The following is a 16,175-nucleotide window of genomic DNA, read 5'->3' as shown; positions in this document are numbered from 1 at the left end:
TAGCTACCCCCACCCAATATAATCAGGACGGACAATGATAAAATCTGCGCGCAGCATGGCTGGCCTCCCTTGGATAGCCGCCATGGCTTTCTTTATGCAGGCTTTGGATGCCACCATACTGAATACGGCACTCCCTTCAATCGCTGAAAGCCTTAACCGCTCACCTCTCACCATGCAGTCGGCTATTATCAGTTATACCCTGACAGTAGCGATGTTGATTCCGGTGAGTGGCTGGCTGGCAGATCGCTTCGGAACTCGGCGAGTTTTCATTTTGGCCGTTTCATTATTTACGCTGGGTTCATTACTGTGCGCGCTTTCCGGCTCTTTGCCATTTTTAGTGGCGTCCCGTGTGATTCAAGGGGTGGGTGGCGCGATGATGATGCCCGTCGCCCGGTTGGCACTTATTCGGGCTTATCCGCGCAGTGAGTTACTACCGGTATTAAACTTTGTCACTATCCCAGGATTAATTGGCCCGGTAATAGGGCCATTATTAGGTGGTTTGCTGGTGACCTACGCCACATGGCATTGGATTTTTATTCTTAATATTCCTATCGGCTTGTTGGGTATCTTTTATGCCCGTAAATATATGCCGGACTTCACCATGCCCAAACGCGCCTTTGATATTATCGGTTTCTTGCTGTTCGGTAGCAGTTTAGTCTTGATATCCGTGAGTTTGGAAATCATGGGGCGGCCCGATATTGCCAGCTACCTACCCGCCATGGCGCTATTGGGTGGGTTATTAATGCTGCTCTTCTATATATTCCATGCCAAAGGCCATCCAAATCCACTGATTGGTTTGCCACTGTTTAAAACCCGAACTTTCTCCGTTGGGATTGCCGGTAACGTAGCCTCACGTTTAGGGACTGGCTGTGTTCCGTTCTTGGTGCCGCTGATGTTGCAAGTCGGATTTGGTTATTCCGCTATTATTGCCGGTTGCATGATGGCACCAACCGCCATTGGCTCGATGATGGCAAAATCAGCCGTGACTCAAGTTTTACGTTCATTGGGTTACCGCACGGTTTTGGTCGGTGTCACAGCCATTATCGGTGTGTTGATTGCTTTATTTGCATTTCAATCACCGGGCATGTCGCCTTGGATGATGATATTGCCCTTGTTTGTATTGGGTATGGCGATGTCGACACAATTCACCGCGATGAACACGATTACTTTGGCTGATTTAACGGATAACAATGCTAGCTCGGGTAACAGTGTTTTGGCGGTAACCCAGCAACTGGCGATTAGCTTTGGCGTTGCCATCAGTGCAGTTGTTTTGCGGTTTTATGATGGGTTGTCGGTTGGGAATAATATTGATCACTTCCACTACACCTTTATTACCATGGGTGCGGTGACATTGCTGTCATCCGTGGTGTTCTTATTACTCAAACCTAAAGATGGCGATAATTTAATTCAGGGCCGTAATGTGAAAAAAGTCACGCAGCCCGCAGAGAGTGAAGTTTAGTGGGTTACAACTGACCCGCGCTCTATCAGCTCGGGAGTGAGAATCAGAACTTGTGGTTCCGTTTCCGGGTTATTCAGTCGATAAATAAGTGTATCAATGGCCAGCTCGCCGAGGGAATCTTTCGGCTGATGAATAGTCGTCAAAGGTGGCGTCATATATTGTGCGATTTCAATATCATCATAACCAATGACCGCCATATCTTGCGGAATTGATAATCCGGCTTGATGCAAAGCCTGATAAACCCCCACCGCCATAGCATCATTACTGGTAAAAACGGCTTCAGGGGGCTGCGGTAATGCAAGTAGCTGTTTCATGGCCACCAAACCACCGCCAAATTCAAAATCACTCGCCACTTCATAACCTGGAAGCACCGGCAGACCCGCGCGTTCCATAGCTTGGCGGTATCCTTCCAAACGTTCTTTAGCGGGGGTTTTATCTTGTGGGCCAGCAATACAGGCGATGCGAGCATATCCTCTGGCAATCAAATACGAGGTTGCCATTTCCCCGCCTAATAAAGAGTTATCCTGAATGACGTCATTTACCCCTTCGAAAGGGGCCCAGTCCATCATAATGATTGGCAGGGAAGGATAACAACGCAGAATATCTTGTGACGGGCGGTGACTTTCGGTGCACATCAGTAGCAAACCATCGACACGTTTTTGCATCAAAGTTTCAATACTGCGGCTCATGCGATCAATATCGCCCTCGGTATTACACAAAATCAAACTGTAACCGCGCTCATAGCAACTGCGCTCCACACCACGAACCACTTCGGCGTAAAATGGGTTGCTACTGGCCGTGACCAACATGCCGATAGTCCGGGTTTCATTGAGTTTTAAACTACGCGCCAATGCAGACGGGGCATAGTTGAGTTGCTTGATGACAGCCAGCACTTTGTCGCGAATAGGATCGCTAACAAAACGATTTTTATTAATAACATGCGAGACAGTTGAGGTTGATACGCCCGCTAAACGGGCGACATCTTTCATGGTGGCCAAAGTTATACCCGGTCTTGTAAGAAACTGTCGATCTCGGCCCGCCATGGAATGGAAGGTTGTGCGCCAGGGCGCGTCACTGCAATAGCGGCCGCAGCATGCGCAAATCGGACGGCTACGTCCATCGATTGGCCTTCCAATAAAGCTGTCAGTAATGCGCCATTGAATGTATCACCGGCGGCAATAGTATCTACGGCATTCACTTTGAACCCAGCAACTAATTTACCCTGACCGCGCTCACTGAGCCACACACCACGGCTGCCCAAAGTAATAATGACGGTCGCGATACCTTTATCATGCAAAATTTGCGCGGCTTTCGCTGCGTCATCATCCTGCTCAATATGAACACCGGTTAAGCGCTCAGCTTCAGTTTCATTTGGGGTAATCATATCCACCAGCGTTAACAGCTCATCGGGCAGTTCACGGGCGGGGGCGGGATTGAGGATAACCTGAGTTTGATGCTGTTTCGCCAATTTGGCGGCGGCGATAACTGTCTCAAGTGGGGATTCCAGTTGCATCAATAATGCATCTGCGCCGATAACCTGCTGCTGGTAGCGGCCAAGATATTCAGGAGTTACCGCCGAGTTTGCACCAGCATGAATACCAATGACATTCTCGCCCTCACCATTCACAAAGATCAGCGCCACACCGGTAGTGCTGCCCGCGACAGCTTCGATGGGTTTGGTATCAATATTATCACTGGCTAACTGCTGGCGCACCCGGTCACCAATATCATCTTCACCCACACAGGCAATAAACGCGATATTCGCCCCACTACGGCCAGCAGCAACGGCCTGATTAGCCCCTTTGCCACCGAAAGCAACTTTATACTGCTCCCCTACCACCGTTTCACCCGGACGTGGAAACTGCTCAATATTCAGAATATGGTCGGCATTGATGCTGCCCAAGACCACCAGTTTACCTGTTTCCATCGTATTTATTCCTTTGTAGATGACGCCACCGCCCAGATTACCGCGACGGTGGCGTAGTGCCCTGCTTTTCTTTTTTATTGTTTGGTGACTAACTTCAAGTCAACCGGGATAACGGCCTGTATTTTCTCGCCTTTCAATACTTTATCCGCGGTTTGTACACCAATAACACCAATCTGGTCTGGGCGTTGAGCAATAGTTGCGCCCATTTTGCCACTCTCGACAGCTTTAATACCATCGTCAGTGCCATCAAAACCAACCACTAGAACATCAGTTTTGCCCGCAGTCTGCAAGGCACGCAATGCGCCCAGCGCCATCTCGTCATTCTGAGCAAACACCGCCTGAACATCTGGGTGAGCCGTCAGCAAGTTTTGCATGACGTTCAAACCTTTCGTCCGGTCAAAATCAGCCGGTTGGCTAGCCAACAATTGGAATTTGTTTTTTTCCATTGATTGCTTGAAGCCTTCGCCGCGCTCACGAGCAGCAGATGCACCAGCAATCCCTTCCAATTGAATCACTTTGGCATCGCTACCGACTTTCTTCGCAATAAAGTCACCGGCCATTTTGCCGCCAAAACGGTTATCAGAAGCCACGTGACTCACCACGGTACCGGCATTAGCCAAACGGTCGAGAGTAATGACGGGAATATTTGCCTGGTTAGCCATTTTAACCGCGTTGCCCACTGCATCGGAATCTGTTGGGTTGATCAACAGCAATTTAGTGCCGCGCACAGTTAAGTCCTGCACGTTAGCCAATTCTTTAGCCGGGTTGTTTTGGGAATCCAAAATCACTAAGTTGTAGCCCAGTTTATCCGCTTCTTTTTGTGCGCCGTCTTTCATTGAAACAAAGAACGGGTTATTCAGCGTGGAAACCACCAACGCAATGGTGTCTTTTGCCAGCGCGTTAGCACTTACGGTAGCGCTCAATGCAACAACAGAGATCAAAGTAGCCAGTTTCTTCATTTTCATGGTCGCAATTCCTGTAGGGAGAGAGGTTATTTGCTGCTTTTATTGTCTACCAACACCGCAAGCAGGATAACTACTGCTTTGACGATCATTTGGTAGTAAGAGGAGACACCCAATAAATTCAAACCGTTATTTAAAAAGCCGAGGATTAATGCACCGATCAGGGTGCCAACAATCCGCCCTTTACCCCCAGCGAGACTAGTCCCCCCCAGAACTACGGCTGCTATTGCATCCAGTTCATAGCCGGTACCGGCGGTAGGTTGTGCTGATGATAAGCGGGCAACTTCGATAATTCCTGCCAATGCCGCTAACAATCCACAAAGTGAATAAACAATAATTTTAACTTTATCAACACTGATACCAGAGAGGCGAGTTGCAGATTCATTCCCCCCCAGCGCATAGATATAGCGGCCCAGACGTGTGTGATGCAGCATGTACCAAGCCGCGATAAAGACAATCGCCATTAACCAGATAGGGGTCGGCACACCAAATGGACGGCCAATACCGAACCAACCAAAAGTATCGCCAACATCAGTAAATCCGGTATTTATCGGGCTACCATTGGTATAAACCATGGTGACACCGCGTAATAACAGCATCATGACCAAAGTGGCAATAAAGGCCTGTACTTTGCCCTTAGCGACAATCACCCCAGTGATGCCGCCGATAAACGCCCCCAGAGCCAGTGCGGCTCCCACGGCAACCAGCGCATTGACTTCCAACCCGACAATGGAGGCCGCCACCGCGCCAGTCAGCGCCAATAATGACCCCACCGACAGGTCAATACCTGAGGTCAGGATAACCAGCGTCATCCCAACAGCCATAATGGCGTTGACGGAAGTCTGCTGGAGAATGTTAAACATATTATTAAGGGTAAAAAAGTTCGGGCTTAGTGACGAAACCACAGCAATCAGCACCAGCAGCGCAATCAGTGATTTTTGTTCTAATAACCATTCTTTACTGAACCAGCGCTTGGTATTGATAGTTTGGGAACTCATATCTGATTTCTCCTGCTCTACTCGTCATATTTCAAGCCGCATGTGCGTTGGCTTCCTGCAACTCGAATTATTTAGAGTATAAATAAATTATTTTTCCAATAAATCGCGCTTGCCGACGGCCGCGGCCATCAACACTTCTTGGGTAGCCTGTTCAATAGAGAACTCGCCGCTTAACTGGCCTTCATGCATCACAATGATGCGGTCGCTCATGCCCAGCACTTCCGGCATTTCCGAGGAAACCAGAATGATGCTCAGCCCTTCTTGTTTGAATTGGTTAATTAACTGATAAATTTCTTTTTTGGCCCCGACGTCCACCCCACGGGTAGGTTCATCAAGAATCAACACTTTTGGCCGAGTCATCAGACCGCGGGCAATAGCTACTTTTTGCTGGTTACCGCCGGATAACAAACCAATCGGCTGCTCCATGGAAGGCGTTTTGATATTAAATAAACGAATGAAATCCGCCACCGCCAGCTGCTCATCCGCATGCTTGAGCGAGCCACCTGAACGGCTGAAATAACGCAATGCAGTCAAAGACATATTTTCTTTAACTGACATACCGAGCACTAATCCGTCGCGTTTACGGTCTTCAGAAATATAAACAATGCCGTTGGCTAAACCGTCCTGCGGTGAATGAGTCACGACTTCACGGCCATCCAACATGACAAAGCCGGATTTACGCGGCAGCGCACCATAGATGATTTTCATCAGCTCAGTGCGGCCTGCGCCCATCAAACCCGCCACTCCCAGAATTTCACCACTGTAGAGGGTGAAATTGACATTTTTCACTCCGGGGCCACATAGCTGTTTGACCTGTAAGCGTTTTTCACCACGAGGTAAATTCAGGCGCGGATATTGTTCTTCCAACTTACGGCCCACCATCATTTCAATCAGTGAGTTTTCAGTCAGCGTGTTAACCGGTTTTTCGGCAATAAACTGCCCATCACGGAACACCGTGACGTCATCGCAAATCTCAAAGATTTCTTTTAGCCGATGGGAGATATAAACAATACCGCGGCCTTCTGCTTTCAACTCTTTAATAACATTAAATAAAGAGGCCGTTTCGGTGTCAGTCAGGGCATCGGTTGGCTCATCCATGATGATAACTTTGGATTCAAAGCTTAGCACTTTGGCGATTTCCACCATTTGCTGGTCACCAATGGAAAGCTCACCCACCAGCCGATGGCTGCTATAGCTGATATTCAGACGCGCCAGCAGTAAATCGGCTTCGGCATACATTTTTTTCCAATCAATGCCGCCAAAACGATTAACAAACTCGCGCCCTAAAAAGATATTTTCGGCGATAGTTAATTGTGGGATCAGGTTAAGTTCCTGATGAATAATGCCGATTCCCGCTTCCTGCGACTCTTTCGGGCCATTAAACACCACTTCTTTACCCAAGAAATGCTGACTGCCGGCATCTTTATGGTAGATACCCGTCAACACTTTCATCATGGTCGATTTTCCGGCCCCATTTTCGCCTACCAATGCCATCACCCTGCCGGGATAGACACTCAGCGCAGCACCCGAAAGTGCTTTGACGCCGGGAAAGGCTTTATCAATCCCTTTCAGTTGCAGCAAAGGTTGCATAAACGCCTCAGAAAGTTACGCCGGAGCAGAGAATGATGTTAGCAAAGGGGGAACATTCCCCGCTACGAATCACTGCCCGACTTTGTTTGGTTTGCTCTTTAAAAGCCTCATGGCTGATATAGTGCAAAACAATTTGGTTTCCCTGGTGTTGCTCAAGTTGTGATAGTTGTGCGAGCAACGTTTCATGGAGTTGCGGGTTATTTTTAATAATCTCCTCCGCCAAGACGGCACTCTCAACCTGCATTTCTTGTGTTACCACCTCAAAAACCTGGAGGAACCCAGGAACGCCTCGAGTCAGTGCCAAATCGATACGTGTGGTGGTTGCCGGTATTGGCAGCCCCGCATCACCTATCACAATCTGATCGGTATGGCCCAGGCGGGAGATAACAGCAGAAATATCAGAATTCAGTAATGCGCCTTTTTTCATTTTCGACTCCAGCAGCGAAACGTTTCGCTGATACTGAGTTTAGAAAAATGGCAGCAGAAGGCAAACCCAATTTTGTGAAATTGTGATCGCCATCGAAACGTTTCGCTGAACAAATGAAAAGCGGGAATGATGAATGTGAAAAAGGCCGTTATGTTTAACGGCCCAAACGGCTGACAAAATAAAATGAAGGGGAATCGTGCCGTTGGGGTCGTAGTGGCGTGAGCCACCGAAGTGCCCCTAGGTGCGGTCACCCCTTCAATCACTGAGCTATCAGAAACTTTATCATTAACTTCAGGCCGTTATGATTAACGGCCTTCTACGTTAAATCTCTACCTGTGTGCCCAATTCAATCACCCGATTCGGCGGGATTTCAAACTGATCAGCGGCGCGTAGCGCGTTGCGGCTGAGGGCAATAAACAGCTTGCCGCGCAAGAACAGATACCATGGCCGCTTGGTTAGGATAAGCGACTCGTGCGACATAAAGAATGAAGTCTCCATCATTTGGCAAGGTAAGCCTTCCAAACCGCAGCGATGGAAAATCTCTTCCACATTCGGGGTTTCGCGCCAACCATAGCTGGCGACAACGCGCCAAAAAGTCGGTGAGAGCTGCTCGATGGTCACGCGATTAACATTATGGACATACGGCGCATCTTCAGTTCGCAGTGTCAGCAACACCACCCGATCATGTAATACTTTGTTATGCTTAAGATTATGCAGCAACGCGAATGGAATAACATTCATCGCCCGCGACATATACACCGCCGTACCGGGAACACGTACCGGTGGTGACTTCTCCAATGAAGCAATCATCGCTTCCAGTGAATTACCGTGTTCATGCATACGGCGCAACAAACTGAAACGCTCACTTTTCCAGGTGGTCATGATGATAAACATCACTAAGCCCAATAACAGTGGCAACCAACCGCCGGAGAACAATTTCAGGGCATTGGCGGAAAACATTGGAATATCAATAATCAATAAGACCACCAGCAAGCAGCCGACAAAGACGCGGTTCCAGTGCCAGTTTTTCAGCGCCACGATACAGAATAGAATACTGGTGATGACCATGGTACCGGTCACGGCGATGCCGTAAGCGGCAGCCAAATTACTGGAACGCTCGAAGCCAACAATCACTAATACCACCGCCAGATACAGTGTCCAGTTAATCACCGGGATATATATCTGACCAGATTCCATTTCTGAGGTATGAATAATGCGCATCGGCGGTAAATAACCTAAACGAACGGCTTGCCGGGTCAGAGAAAATACGCCAGAGATGACAGCCTGCGAGGCAATGACGGTCGCCAATGTTGCCAGTATTAATAATGGAATCAATGCCCAGTCAGGGGCGAGCAGGAAAAAGGGGTTTTTGATGGCTTCTGGATTTTTCAGTAATAACGCGCCCTGGCCAAAATAATTCAGCACCAATGAGGGTAGCACCACGGTAAACCAAGCCAACCGAATAGGAAATTTACCAAAGTGCCCCATATCCGCATATAAGGCTTCCACCCCGGTAATTGCCAGCACTACCGCGCCAAGAGCAAAGAACGAAACAGATTTATACTCAGTAAAGAAGCTTATTGCCCATTTAGGATTCAGTGCAGCCAGCACTTCCGGATTGGCGATAATGCTGCGTAAACCCAGCAACGCCAAGGTCAAGAACCAAACCAACATCACTGGGGCAAACAATTTACCGACGCTACCAGTCCCGTGTTTTTGAATCACAAATAACAGGGTTAACACGGCAATAGAGCAGGGGACAATATAAGGATCAAGTGCAGGTGCGGCTATTTCCAGCCCTTCAATGGCTGACATAACCGATATTGCCGGGGTGATGACCACCTCACCATAAAAGAAACTGCCGCCAATTAAACCGAGGATCACCAAAATTGAAGTGGCTCTGGAAGAGGTATTACGCCCAGCCAAAGACATCAAGGTTAAAATACCCCCCTCACCGGCGTTATCCGCGCGCATGACATAGGTCAGATATTTAACCGAGACAATCAGAATTAACATCCAGAAAATCAGTGATAAAAAACCAAATACCACATCCGGACGCACATCAAAACCGTAATGACCAGAAAAACACTCTCTCAAGGTATAGAGTGGGCTGGTACCAATATCACCATAAACGACCCCTATTGCTGCCAGGGTTACCGCCGATAAAGACTGTTTATGTTCTGTGCTCATAATTGATTTCTTTTTGCTAGAACATCCATAACCTGATGTGTACGTTTGAGAACCGAAATAATCGGTTCTGTGTCCCTTGACGCCCACCAAAAGGCGCACAGTATGCACCATTTCAATAGATTGCCTACTCTTAAATCAAGCAACGAAAAGAGCGGAAATAGATCGACTACAAATAGCCGATGATATAAAAATATTACTAATCAATGAGCTATCTTATGAAGAAAAAGAGGATTTATTCCTACTGATCAGGTAAAAATTCATCAACTAACGGAACATATAGAGCAATTATGGCGCAATCATCACAATTAGCTGAAAGAATCTCCCGTTTAAGCAGTGCCCTTGAGAGTGGCCTGTATGAAAGACAGGAGGCTATTCGCTTGTGTTTATTAGCCGCCCTCAGTGGCGAGAGTGTATTCCTACTTGGCCCACCGGGGATAGCCAAAAGCCTGATTGCCCGCCGCCTAAAATTTGCTTTCCGCAATGCCCGGGCATTTGAATATCTGATGACTCGTTTTTCTACGCCGGAAGAAGTGTTTGGCCCACTGTCTATTCAAGCGCTAAAAGAAGAAGGGCGCTATCAGCGCATGACCGGAGGTTATCTGCCGGAAGCTGAAATCGTTTTTCTGGATGAAATTTGGAAAGCCGGCCCGGCTATTCTGAATACTTTACTGACCGCCATTAATGAACGGCGCTTTCGTAATGGTGATCGGGAAGACAGTATTCCTATGCGCTTGTTGGTGACGGCTTCAAATGAGTTGCCGGATGCAGACAGCAGTCTGGAAGCGCTTTATGACCGAATGCTGATCCGCCTATGGCTGGATCGCGTACAAGAAAAACAAAACTTCCGTTCTTTGCTACTCAGCCGCCAGAATGAAAATCATAATCCGGTGGCTGAAAATCTTAGTATCAGTGATGAAGAATTTTATCAGTGGCAGCCATTGATAGACAAAATGGCCCTACCAGATAACTGTTTTGAGCTTATTTTTCAGTTACGTCAACAACTCAGTGCGCAAGAAAAAGCGCCGTATGTCTCTGACCGACGTTGGAAAAAAGCCCTGCGCTTACTGCAAGCCAGCGCCTTTTTCAGTGGTCGGGATGAAGTAACCCCCATCGACTTAATCTTGCTGAAAGATTGCTTATGGCATGACCTGAGTTCGCTAAAATTGCTGCAACAACAACTTGAACAATTGCTAACGGAGCAAGGATACCAGCAGCAAAACTTATTAATGAAGCTCCAGCATATTAATAGCCAATGGTTGAAGCACCAGCAACAGCAAAGTGACCATCAAGCACTGACAGTGACCAAGCAAAGCGGAATGTTCAGCCGTAAACCGCAATATTCTCTGCCGGACCATCTCACAGACAGCACCCTAACCCTGTTTCTGCAAAAACCGCTCAGTTTGCATGATATGCAGGTCAATCATCTGCAAATAGAAAAAGAGGCGCTAACTCAATGGCTTAATAAGGGGGGATTTTACGCGCCAAATTAAATGGTGTCGGTTATGCCCAATCTATTGATGCAGAGATTGACGATCAGCTACATATCACGCTTCTGGATGTAAGCCGCCAGCCATCAATATTGTCACAACCTGGGGCTTCCACCGCCACTGTGCCACCTGAGTTGCTGCTGGAGTTGGCAGAGCTGGAAAATAGCCTGGCTGAACAACGGCGGTTATTCAGTCAGCATCAACCTTGCTTATTCACGCCGTCCTCTTGGTTGGCGAAAATAGAAGCCAGCTTGCTGAATGTGGCAGAGCAAGTGAAACTGCTGCAACAAAAACTACGCGGTCATTAATCAATGCTCAGCCTGGCAACATTGGATTTGCTGCTATCGATAAGCGAAAGTGAGCTTATCGAAGAGATGGTGGTGGGGTTATTGGTATCACCGCAGTTAGCGTTATTCTTTGAAAAATTCCCGCGCATTAAACGGGCATTAATGAAGGATATCCCCGGCTGGAAGCAAAACTTACAACAGCGTATTCGGGAGGCAAAAGTCCCCGCAGGGCTGGCAAATGAGTTTGCCCTGTATCAACAGAGTCTGTTGGAGGCCAGCCCACTATTTTATGACCATCTCCCAGAGATTGTGGCGCAATTGCAACAGTGGCATTCGCCTTTCGCCACACAAGCTAAAACATTGCTACAAACTGCAGATTTAGAGAAAAACCCCCAAACCGGCGATAGTTTTCAAACTCTCTTTTTACAGCGCTGGCGCATCAGCCTGACCTTACAAACCATCACTATCCATCATCAGTTACTTGAGCAAGAGCGGGAGCAGCTTTTAGCTGAGTTACAACAGCGGCTGGCGCTCAGTGGTGCTTTGGAACCGATCCTGGCGACGAATGATAGTGCAGCAGGGCGGCTTTGGGATATGAGTCAGGGCCATTTGCAGCGCGGTGATTATCAGTTATTGCTGCAATATGGCGATTTTCTGCAACAGCAGCCCGAATTACAGCAGCTTGCAGAGCAACTGGGCCGCAGCCGCAGTGCTAAAGCACAACCCACCCCCGATGCCCGCTTTGAACCTTACACCGTGATGGTGCGCCAACCTGATACCGTGCCAGAGGAAGTCAGTGGCATTCATCAGAGCAATGATATTTTGCGATTGTTGCCGACCGAGTTAGTAATGCTGGGGATGAGCGAGCTGGAATTTGAATTTTATCGCCGCTTATTGGAAAGGCGCTTGCTCACTTATCGCTTACAGGGGGATAACTGGCAGGAAAAAACTTTACAGCGCCCGGTAAGCCTTAAAAACCATGACGAACAACCTCGTGGCCCCTTTATTGTCTGTGTCGATACTTCTGGTTCGATGGGAGGATTTAACGAGCAATGCGCCAAGGCATTTTGTCTGGCTTTGCTGCGTATTGCGCTAGCGGATAATCGCCGCTGCTACATCATGCTATTCGCCACGGAAATCATTCACTACGAACTCTCATCAGCTAATGGTATTGAGCAAGCAATACGTTTTCTTAGCCAACATTTTCGTGGCGGCACCGATCTGGCGGCCTGCTTAGCCAGCACCCTCAATAAAATGGAAGAGAGAGACTGGTATGACGCGGATGCCGTGATTATTTCCGATTTCATTGCCCAGCGTTTACCCGAGGAATTGATCAGAAAAATTAAAATCCAGCAGCAAGCCCATCAACATAGGTTCCATGCCGTGGCGATGTCCGCCTATGGCAAGCCCGGTATCATGCGGATTTTCGATCATATCTGGCGCTTTGATACAGGGTTAAAAAGCCGTTTAATGCGCCGCTGGAAGCGCTAATTAATAGCTTTAGTTAAGCAACCCCGCCCCAACGTTAATCGACAGCCCTAAAATCGTCATATTAAAAATAAAGGACAATACTGACTGCAATAATACTACGCGGCGGATATCTGAGGTGCCGGTCGAGACATCCGCAGTTTGCGAAGCCACACCAATAGTGAATGAAAAATAAAGAAAATCCCAATAGGAAGGTTCAGTAACCTCTTTGGGGAAAATTAATGGCAGGACAGCATCAGATTCATCACGGGACTGATAAAATAAATGGGCGTAATGCATCGTAAAAGCAGTTGGCAATAATAACCACGATACCAATAACGTCATTCCCGTAAGCACTAAATGGAATGCTTTAGCCGACCCAGATAACTGATTCGCCGTGCTTAACTCAAACAGAATAACCAGAATACTTGCCAAACACGCCATGCTGACAATACTCAGCACCATACTGGCACTTTCATCCTGCACACGGGCTATTAATCTGATTTTTTTCGGGTCATTTCGCAATAATTGCAGCCATAAAAACAACAAATAGAGCCACGCAAATATATTCCAACTCACCATCAGACGCAGTAATACAGTGAAATGTGGTGGCAACAGAAAGTAAGTGATTATTCCAGCGCCAACGGATAATAATAATCTTGGACGAGCATGTGAGTAATGTCTAAGGGGATTAAATCGGGCCATAACGTTAACAACCTTATAGGTGGATACCTTAGTATTATGCCACCTACAGCATAGATGAAAGAACCCGCTATAGCTGCATAAGCCATAACGGGTTGAAATAATAAAGAGATAATCAGGGGGGAATTAAAGCAGGCCTTCAACTTTCTCGCTGATTTCTGTCCCCCACACACCGCACTGAACCTGACCAATATGTTGTTGTTGTAGCAATAACATCACTAAACGGGACTGGCCAATACCTCCGCCGATAGTCTGCGGCATTTCGCCTTGTAGCAGTGATTGGTGCCATTCCAATTTCAAACGATCTTCATCTGATGTCAGTGCCAACTGGCGTTTCAACGCTTCTGCATCTACACGGATTCCCATGGATGAAATTTCAAAAGCATCTTCCAGCACTGGGTTCCAAACAATAATATCGCCGTTCAGACCAGCAAAACCTTCCGCGCTTGGAGAGGTCCAGTCATCATAATCTGGTGCACGAACATCATGAGATTGACCATCAGCCAATTTTCCGCCAATACCAATCAAGAACACCGCACCCAACTCTTTAGCAATGGCGCGTTCGCGGCCTTTAGCATCCAGATCAGGGAATTTAGCACGCAAGCTTTCACTGTGGATAAAATGAATCTGTTCTGGCAAGAAAGGTTTTATACCAAATTCAGCACTGATCGCCGCTTCAGTTTCTTTAATCGCGGTGTAGATTTTGTTAACCGTAGATTTCAGGTAAGCCAGGTTGCGCTCGCCATCACCCATTACGCGCTCCCAATCCCACTGATCAACATACACTGAATGAATAGCACTCAGGCGATCTTCATCAGGGCGCAATGCTTTCATATGGGTGTAAATCCCTTGATCAGCACCAAAATCAAAGCGGCCTAAAGTCTTACGTTTCCATTTAGCTAATGAATGAACAACTTCAAAGGTCGCATCTGGCAAAGCTTTTACTTTTACCTGAACAGCTTTCTCGGAACCAGAAAGGTTATCTTGAGTTCCATCGCCAACACGGCTCAGGATAGGGGCTTGAACTTCAATCAGGCCCAGTTGCTGTTCTAATTGACGGGAAAAGAAAGATTTTACAAAGCTGATCTGTTGTTGTTTTTGGATAAATTGTTTTTTCATTGTCGTTTTCTCAATTCGTTGCTGTCGATTATGCAAATTGTTTGATTATGCCGTTTGGCTTGTCATTGATTAAGCAACAGAATGAGGGTTAAATTCAATATACAACAACAAATATTGCCTTTTCACTTTTAATAATTCATTTTTATAGGTCTATAATTATATAATCGATAAAAAAACGGGGTTAATATGAGTGAAATTTATCAAATCGATAATCTCGATCGCGGCATCTTGAACGCATTAATGGAAAACGCGCGCACACCTTATGCAGAATTGGCAAAAAATTTTGGTGTCAGCCCAGGAACAATTCATGTCCGAGTGGAGAAAATGCGACAGGCGGGGATTATCACCGCAGCCTGTGTTCACGTTAATCCAAAACAGCTGGGTTATGACGTGTGCTGCTTTATCGGCATCATTTTGAAAAGTGCCAAGGATTACCCGTCGGCACTGAAAAAACTGGAGAGTTTAGAAGAAGTTGTTGAAGCCTATTACACCACCGGTCATTACAGCATCTTTATTAAGGTCATGTGTAAATCGATAGATGCACTGCAACAGGTACTTATCAACAAGATCCAGACGATTGATGAGATCCAGTCGACAGAGACACTTATTTCCCTGCAGAACCCCATTATGCGTACCATCGTGCCCTGAGCACTAAATAACTATACCCACATTATCCACAGGTAGATCCCAGCTGATTCACAGCGTACAATACCGGTTCATTACTTCGGTTGGGTTCTTTATGGCTGACATTACCTTGATCAGTGGCAGTACGCTTGGCAGTGCTGAATACGTTGCTGAACATTTAGCTGAGAAATTAGAAGAGGCGGGTTTCTCGACAGAAACACTGCATGGCCCTGAATTAGACGAGCTGACTCTGGATGGTTTGTGGCTAATTATCACTTCCACCCATGGTGCCGGCGATCTACCAGACAATCTTCAACCTTTATTAGAACAAATCGAAGAACAGCAACCGGATCTCTCGCAGGTTCGCTTTGGTGCCGTCGGTTTGGGCAGTTCAGAATATGACACTTTCTGTGGAGCAGTCAGAAAATTGGATCAGCAATTGATCACTCAGGGAGCATTGCGTGTGGGTGATATTTTAGAAATTGACGTCATCCAACATGAAATTCCTGAGGACCCAGCAGAGATTTGGGTTAAAAATTGGATTAATTTGCTCTAATTTGCTTAAAGATCACGCGATCAAATGTGGATAAGTAAGCTTAAAAGCAGGGCATAAGCAGTACATATCCACATAACAACCTTAGTGTCTGAAAGTGCCTGTGTATAACATGCCATTTAGATCCCAGCTTATACGCAATAGGATCACCGATCATTAACAGCAAAAGATCCTCCTTAATCTTATGATATCTAATGTGAATTATCACTTATCCACAGAGGATCATGATCCTAATAAGAGATCTAATAAAGAGATCTTTAAATAAAAAGATCTTCTTTTAATTAAAGGCGATCCTAAGCTGCTTGGTCGATCGTCTAAACTTGAGTAGAATCCCCCACCCCAGGGCAAATACAGAAATTCGCATAACGGCGAGGTGCAGTACC

Annotated in this window: 13 protein-coding genes and 1 pseudogene; 5 read left to right on the top strand and 9 right to left on the bottom strand. The window is 46.9% G+C overall.

Translation table 11 applies throughout. The annotated features are described in order from the left end of the window. Window positions 1-34: 34 nt before the first annotated feature. The gene (gene mdtD, locus DXZ79_RS00080; RefSeq protein WP_038637787.1) at window positions 35-1,459 is read left to right on the top strand and encodes a multidrug transporter subunit MdtD; all 1,425 of its coding nucleotides are present in this window, start codon (window positions 35-37) and stop codon (window positions 1,457-1,459) included. On the opposite strand, the gene rbsR is transcribed toward mdtD, so the two are convergent. The 7 genes from rbsR to kup all read right to left on the bottom strand — a co-directional run bounded on the left by rbsR (window position 1,456) and on the right by kup (window position 9,553). After that, a complete protein-coding gene (rbsR, locus tag DXZ79_RS00075) occupies window positions 1,456-2,457 on the bottom strand; it encodes a ribose operon transcriptional repressor RbsR (protein ID WP_038637785.1) in 1,002 nt (333 codons plus the stop codon). The genes mdtD and rbsR overlap by 4 nt on opposite strands. Window positions 2,458-2,459: 2 nt before the next feature. Continuing rightward, window positions 2,460-3,386: a ribokinase gene (rbsK, locus tag DXZ79_RS00070; RefSeq protein WP_038637783.1), complete on the bottom strand. Its 927-nt coding sequence runs from the start codon at window positions 3,384-3,386 to the stop codon at window positions 2,460-2,462. 74 nt (window positions 3,387-3,460) lie between these two features. After that, window positions 3,461-4,351, bottom strand: a complete 891-nt coding sequence (gene rbsB, locus DXZ79_RS00065; RefSeq protein ID WP_038637781.1) for a ribose ABC transporter substrate-binding protein RbsB — start codon at window positions 4,349-4,351, stop codon at window positions 3,461-3,463. Window positions 4,352-4,377: 26 nt separating this feature from the next. Then, a complete protein-coding gene (rbsC, locus tag DXZ79_RS00060; RefSeq protein ID WP_004393072.1) occupies window positions 4,378-5,346 on the bottom strand; it encodes a ribose ABC transporter permease in 969 nt (322 codons plus the stop codon). An 87-nt stretch (window positions 5,347-5,433) separates the two neighbouring features. Beyond that, a complete protein-coding gene (gene rbsA, locus DXZ79_RS00055; protein WP_038637778.1) occupies window positions 5,434-6,936 on the bottom strand; it encodes a ribose ABC transporter ATP-binding protein RbsA in 1,503 nt (500 codons plus the stop codon). Between the two features lie 7 nt (window positions 6,937-6,943). After that, complete coding sequence (gene rbsD, locus DXZ79_RS00050; protein ID WP_038637775.1) at window positions 6,944-7,363, bottom strand: D-ribose pyranase; 420 nt, start codon at window positions 7,361-7,363, stop codon at window positions 6,944-6,946. A gap of 321 nt (window positions 7,364-7,684) precedes the next feature. Next, on the bottom strand, window positions 7,685-9,553 hold the full coding sequence (gene kup, locus DXZ79_RS00040; RefSeq protein WP_120010974.1) for a low affinity potassium transporter Kup: 1,869 nt from the start codon (window positions 9,551-9,553) through the stop codon (window positions 7,685-7,687). Between the two features lie 287 nt (window positions 9,554-9,840). Here kup and ravA point away from each other — a divergent pair. Both ravA and viaA read left to right on the top strand, forming a co-directional pair. Then, window positions 9,841-11,348 (top strand): annotated as a pseudogene (ravA, locus tag DXZ79_RS00035) (ATPase RavA). A gap of 3 nt (window positions 11,349-11,351) precedes the next feature. Then, entirely contained in the window at window positions 11,352-12,818 is a 1,467-nt protein-coding gene (gene viaA, locus DXZ79_RS00030) for an ATPase RavA stimulator ViaA (protein WP_120010973.1), read from the top strand. Between the two features lie 9 nt (window positions 12,819-12,827). Here the strand turns inward: viaA and DXZ79_RS00025 are convergent, their stop codons facing one another. Together DXZ79_RS00025 and asnA are read right to left on the bottom strand one after the other, a co-directional pair. Then, a complete protein-coding gene (locus tag DXZ79_RS00025) occupies window positions 12,828-13,499 on the bottom strand; it encodes a DUF1345 domain-containing protein (protein WP_120010972.1) in 672 nt (223 codons plus the stop codon). A 123-nt stretch (window positions 13,500-13,622) separates the two neighbouring features. Then, window positions 13,623-14,615, bottom strand: coding sequence for an aspartate--ammonia ligase (gene asnA, locus DXZ79_RS00020; protein ID WP_038637761.1), 993 nt, complete (start codon window positions 14,613-14,615; stop codon window positions 13,623-13,625). 186 nt (window positions 14,616-14,801) lie between these two features. On the opposite strand from asnA, the gene asnC reads away from it, so the two are divergent. Both asnC and mioC read left to right on the top strand, forming a co-directional pair. Continuing rightward, the gene (asnC, locus tag DXZ79_RS00015; RefSeq protein WP_005161192.1) at window positions 14,802-15,263 is read left to right on the top strand and encodes a transcriptional regulator AsnC; all 462 of its coding nucleotides are present in this window, start codon (window positions 14,802-14,804) and stop codon (window positions 15,261-15,263) included. A gap of 91 nt (window positions 15,264-15,354) precedes the next feature. After that, window positions 15,355-15,795, top strand: coding sequence for an FMN-binding protein MioC (gene mioC, locus DXZ79_RS00010; RefSeq protein ID WP_038637758.1), 441 nt, complete (start codon window positions 15,355-15,357; stop codon window positions 15,793-15,795). The last annotated feature ends 380 nt before the right edge of the window (window positions 15,796-16,175 follow it).

It is taken from the genome of Yersinia rochesterensis (assembly GCF_003600645.1).
Taxonomy (GTDB): domain Bacteria; phylum Pseudomonadota; class Gammaproteobacteria; order Enterobacterales; family Enterobacteriaceae; genus Yersinia; species Yersinia rochesterensis.
This window is presented reverse-complemented; position numbering and strand designations above follow the sequence as displayed.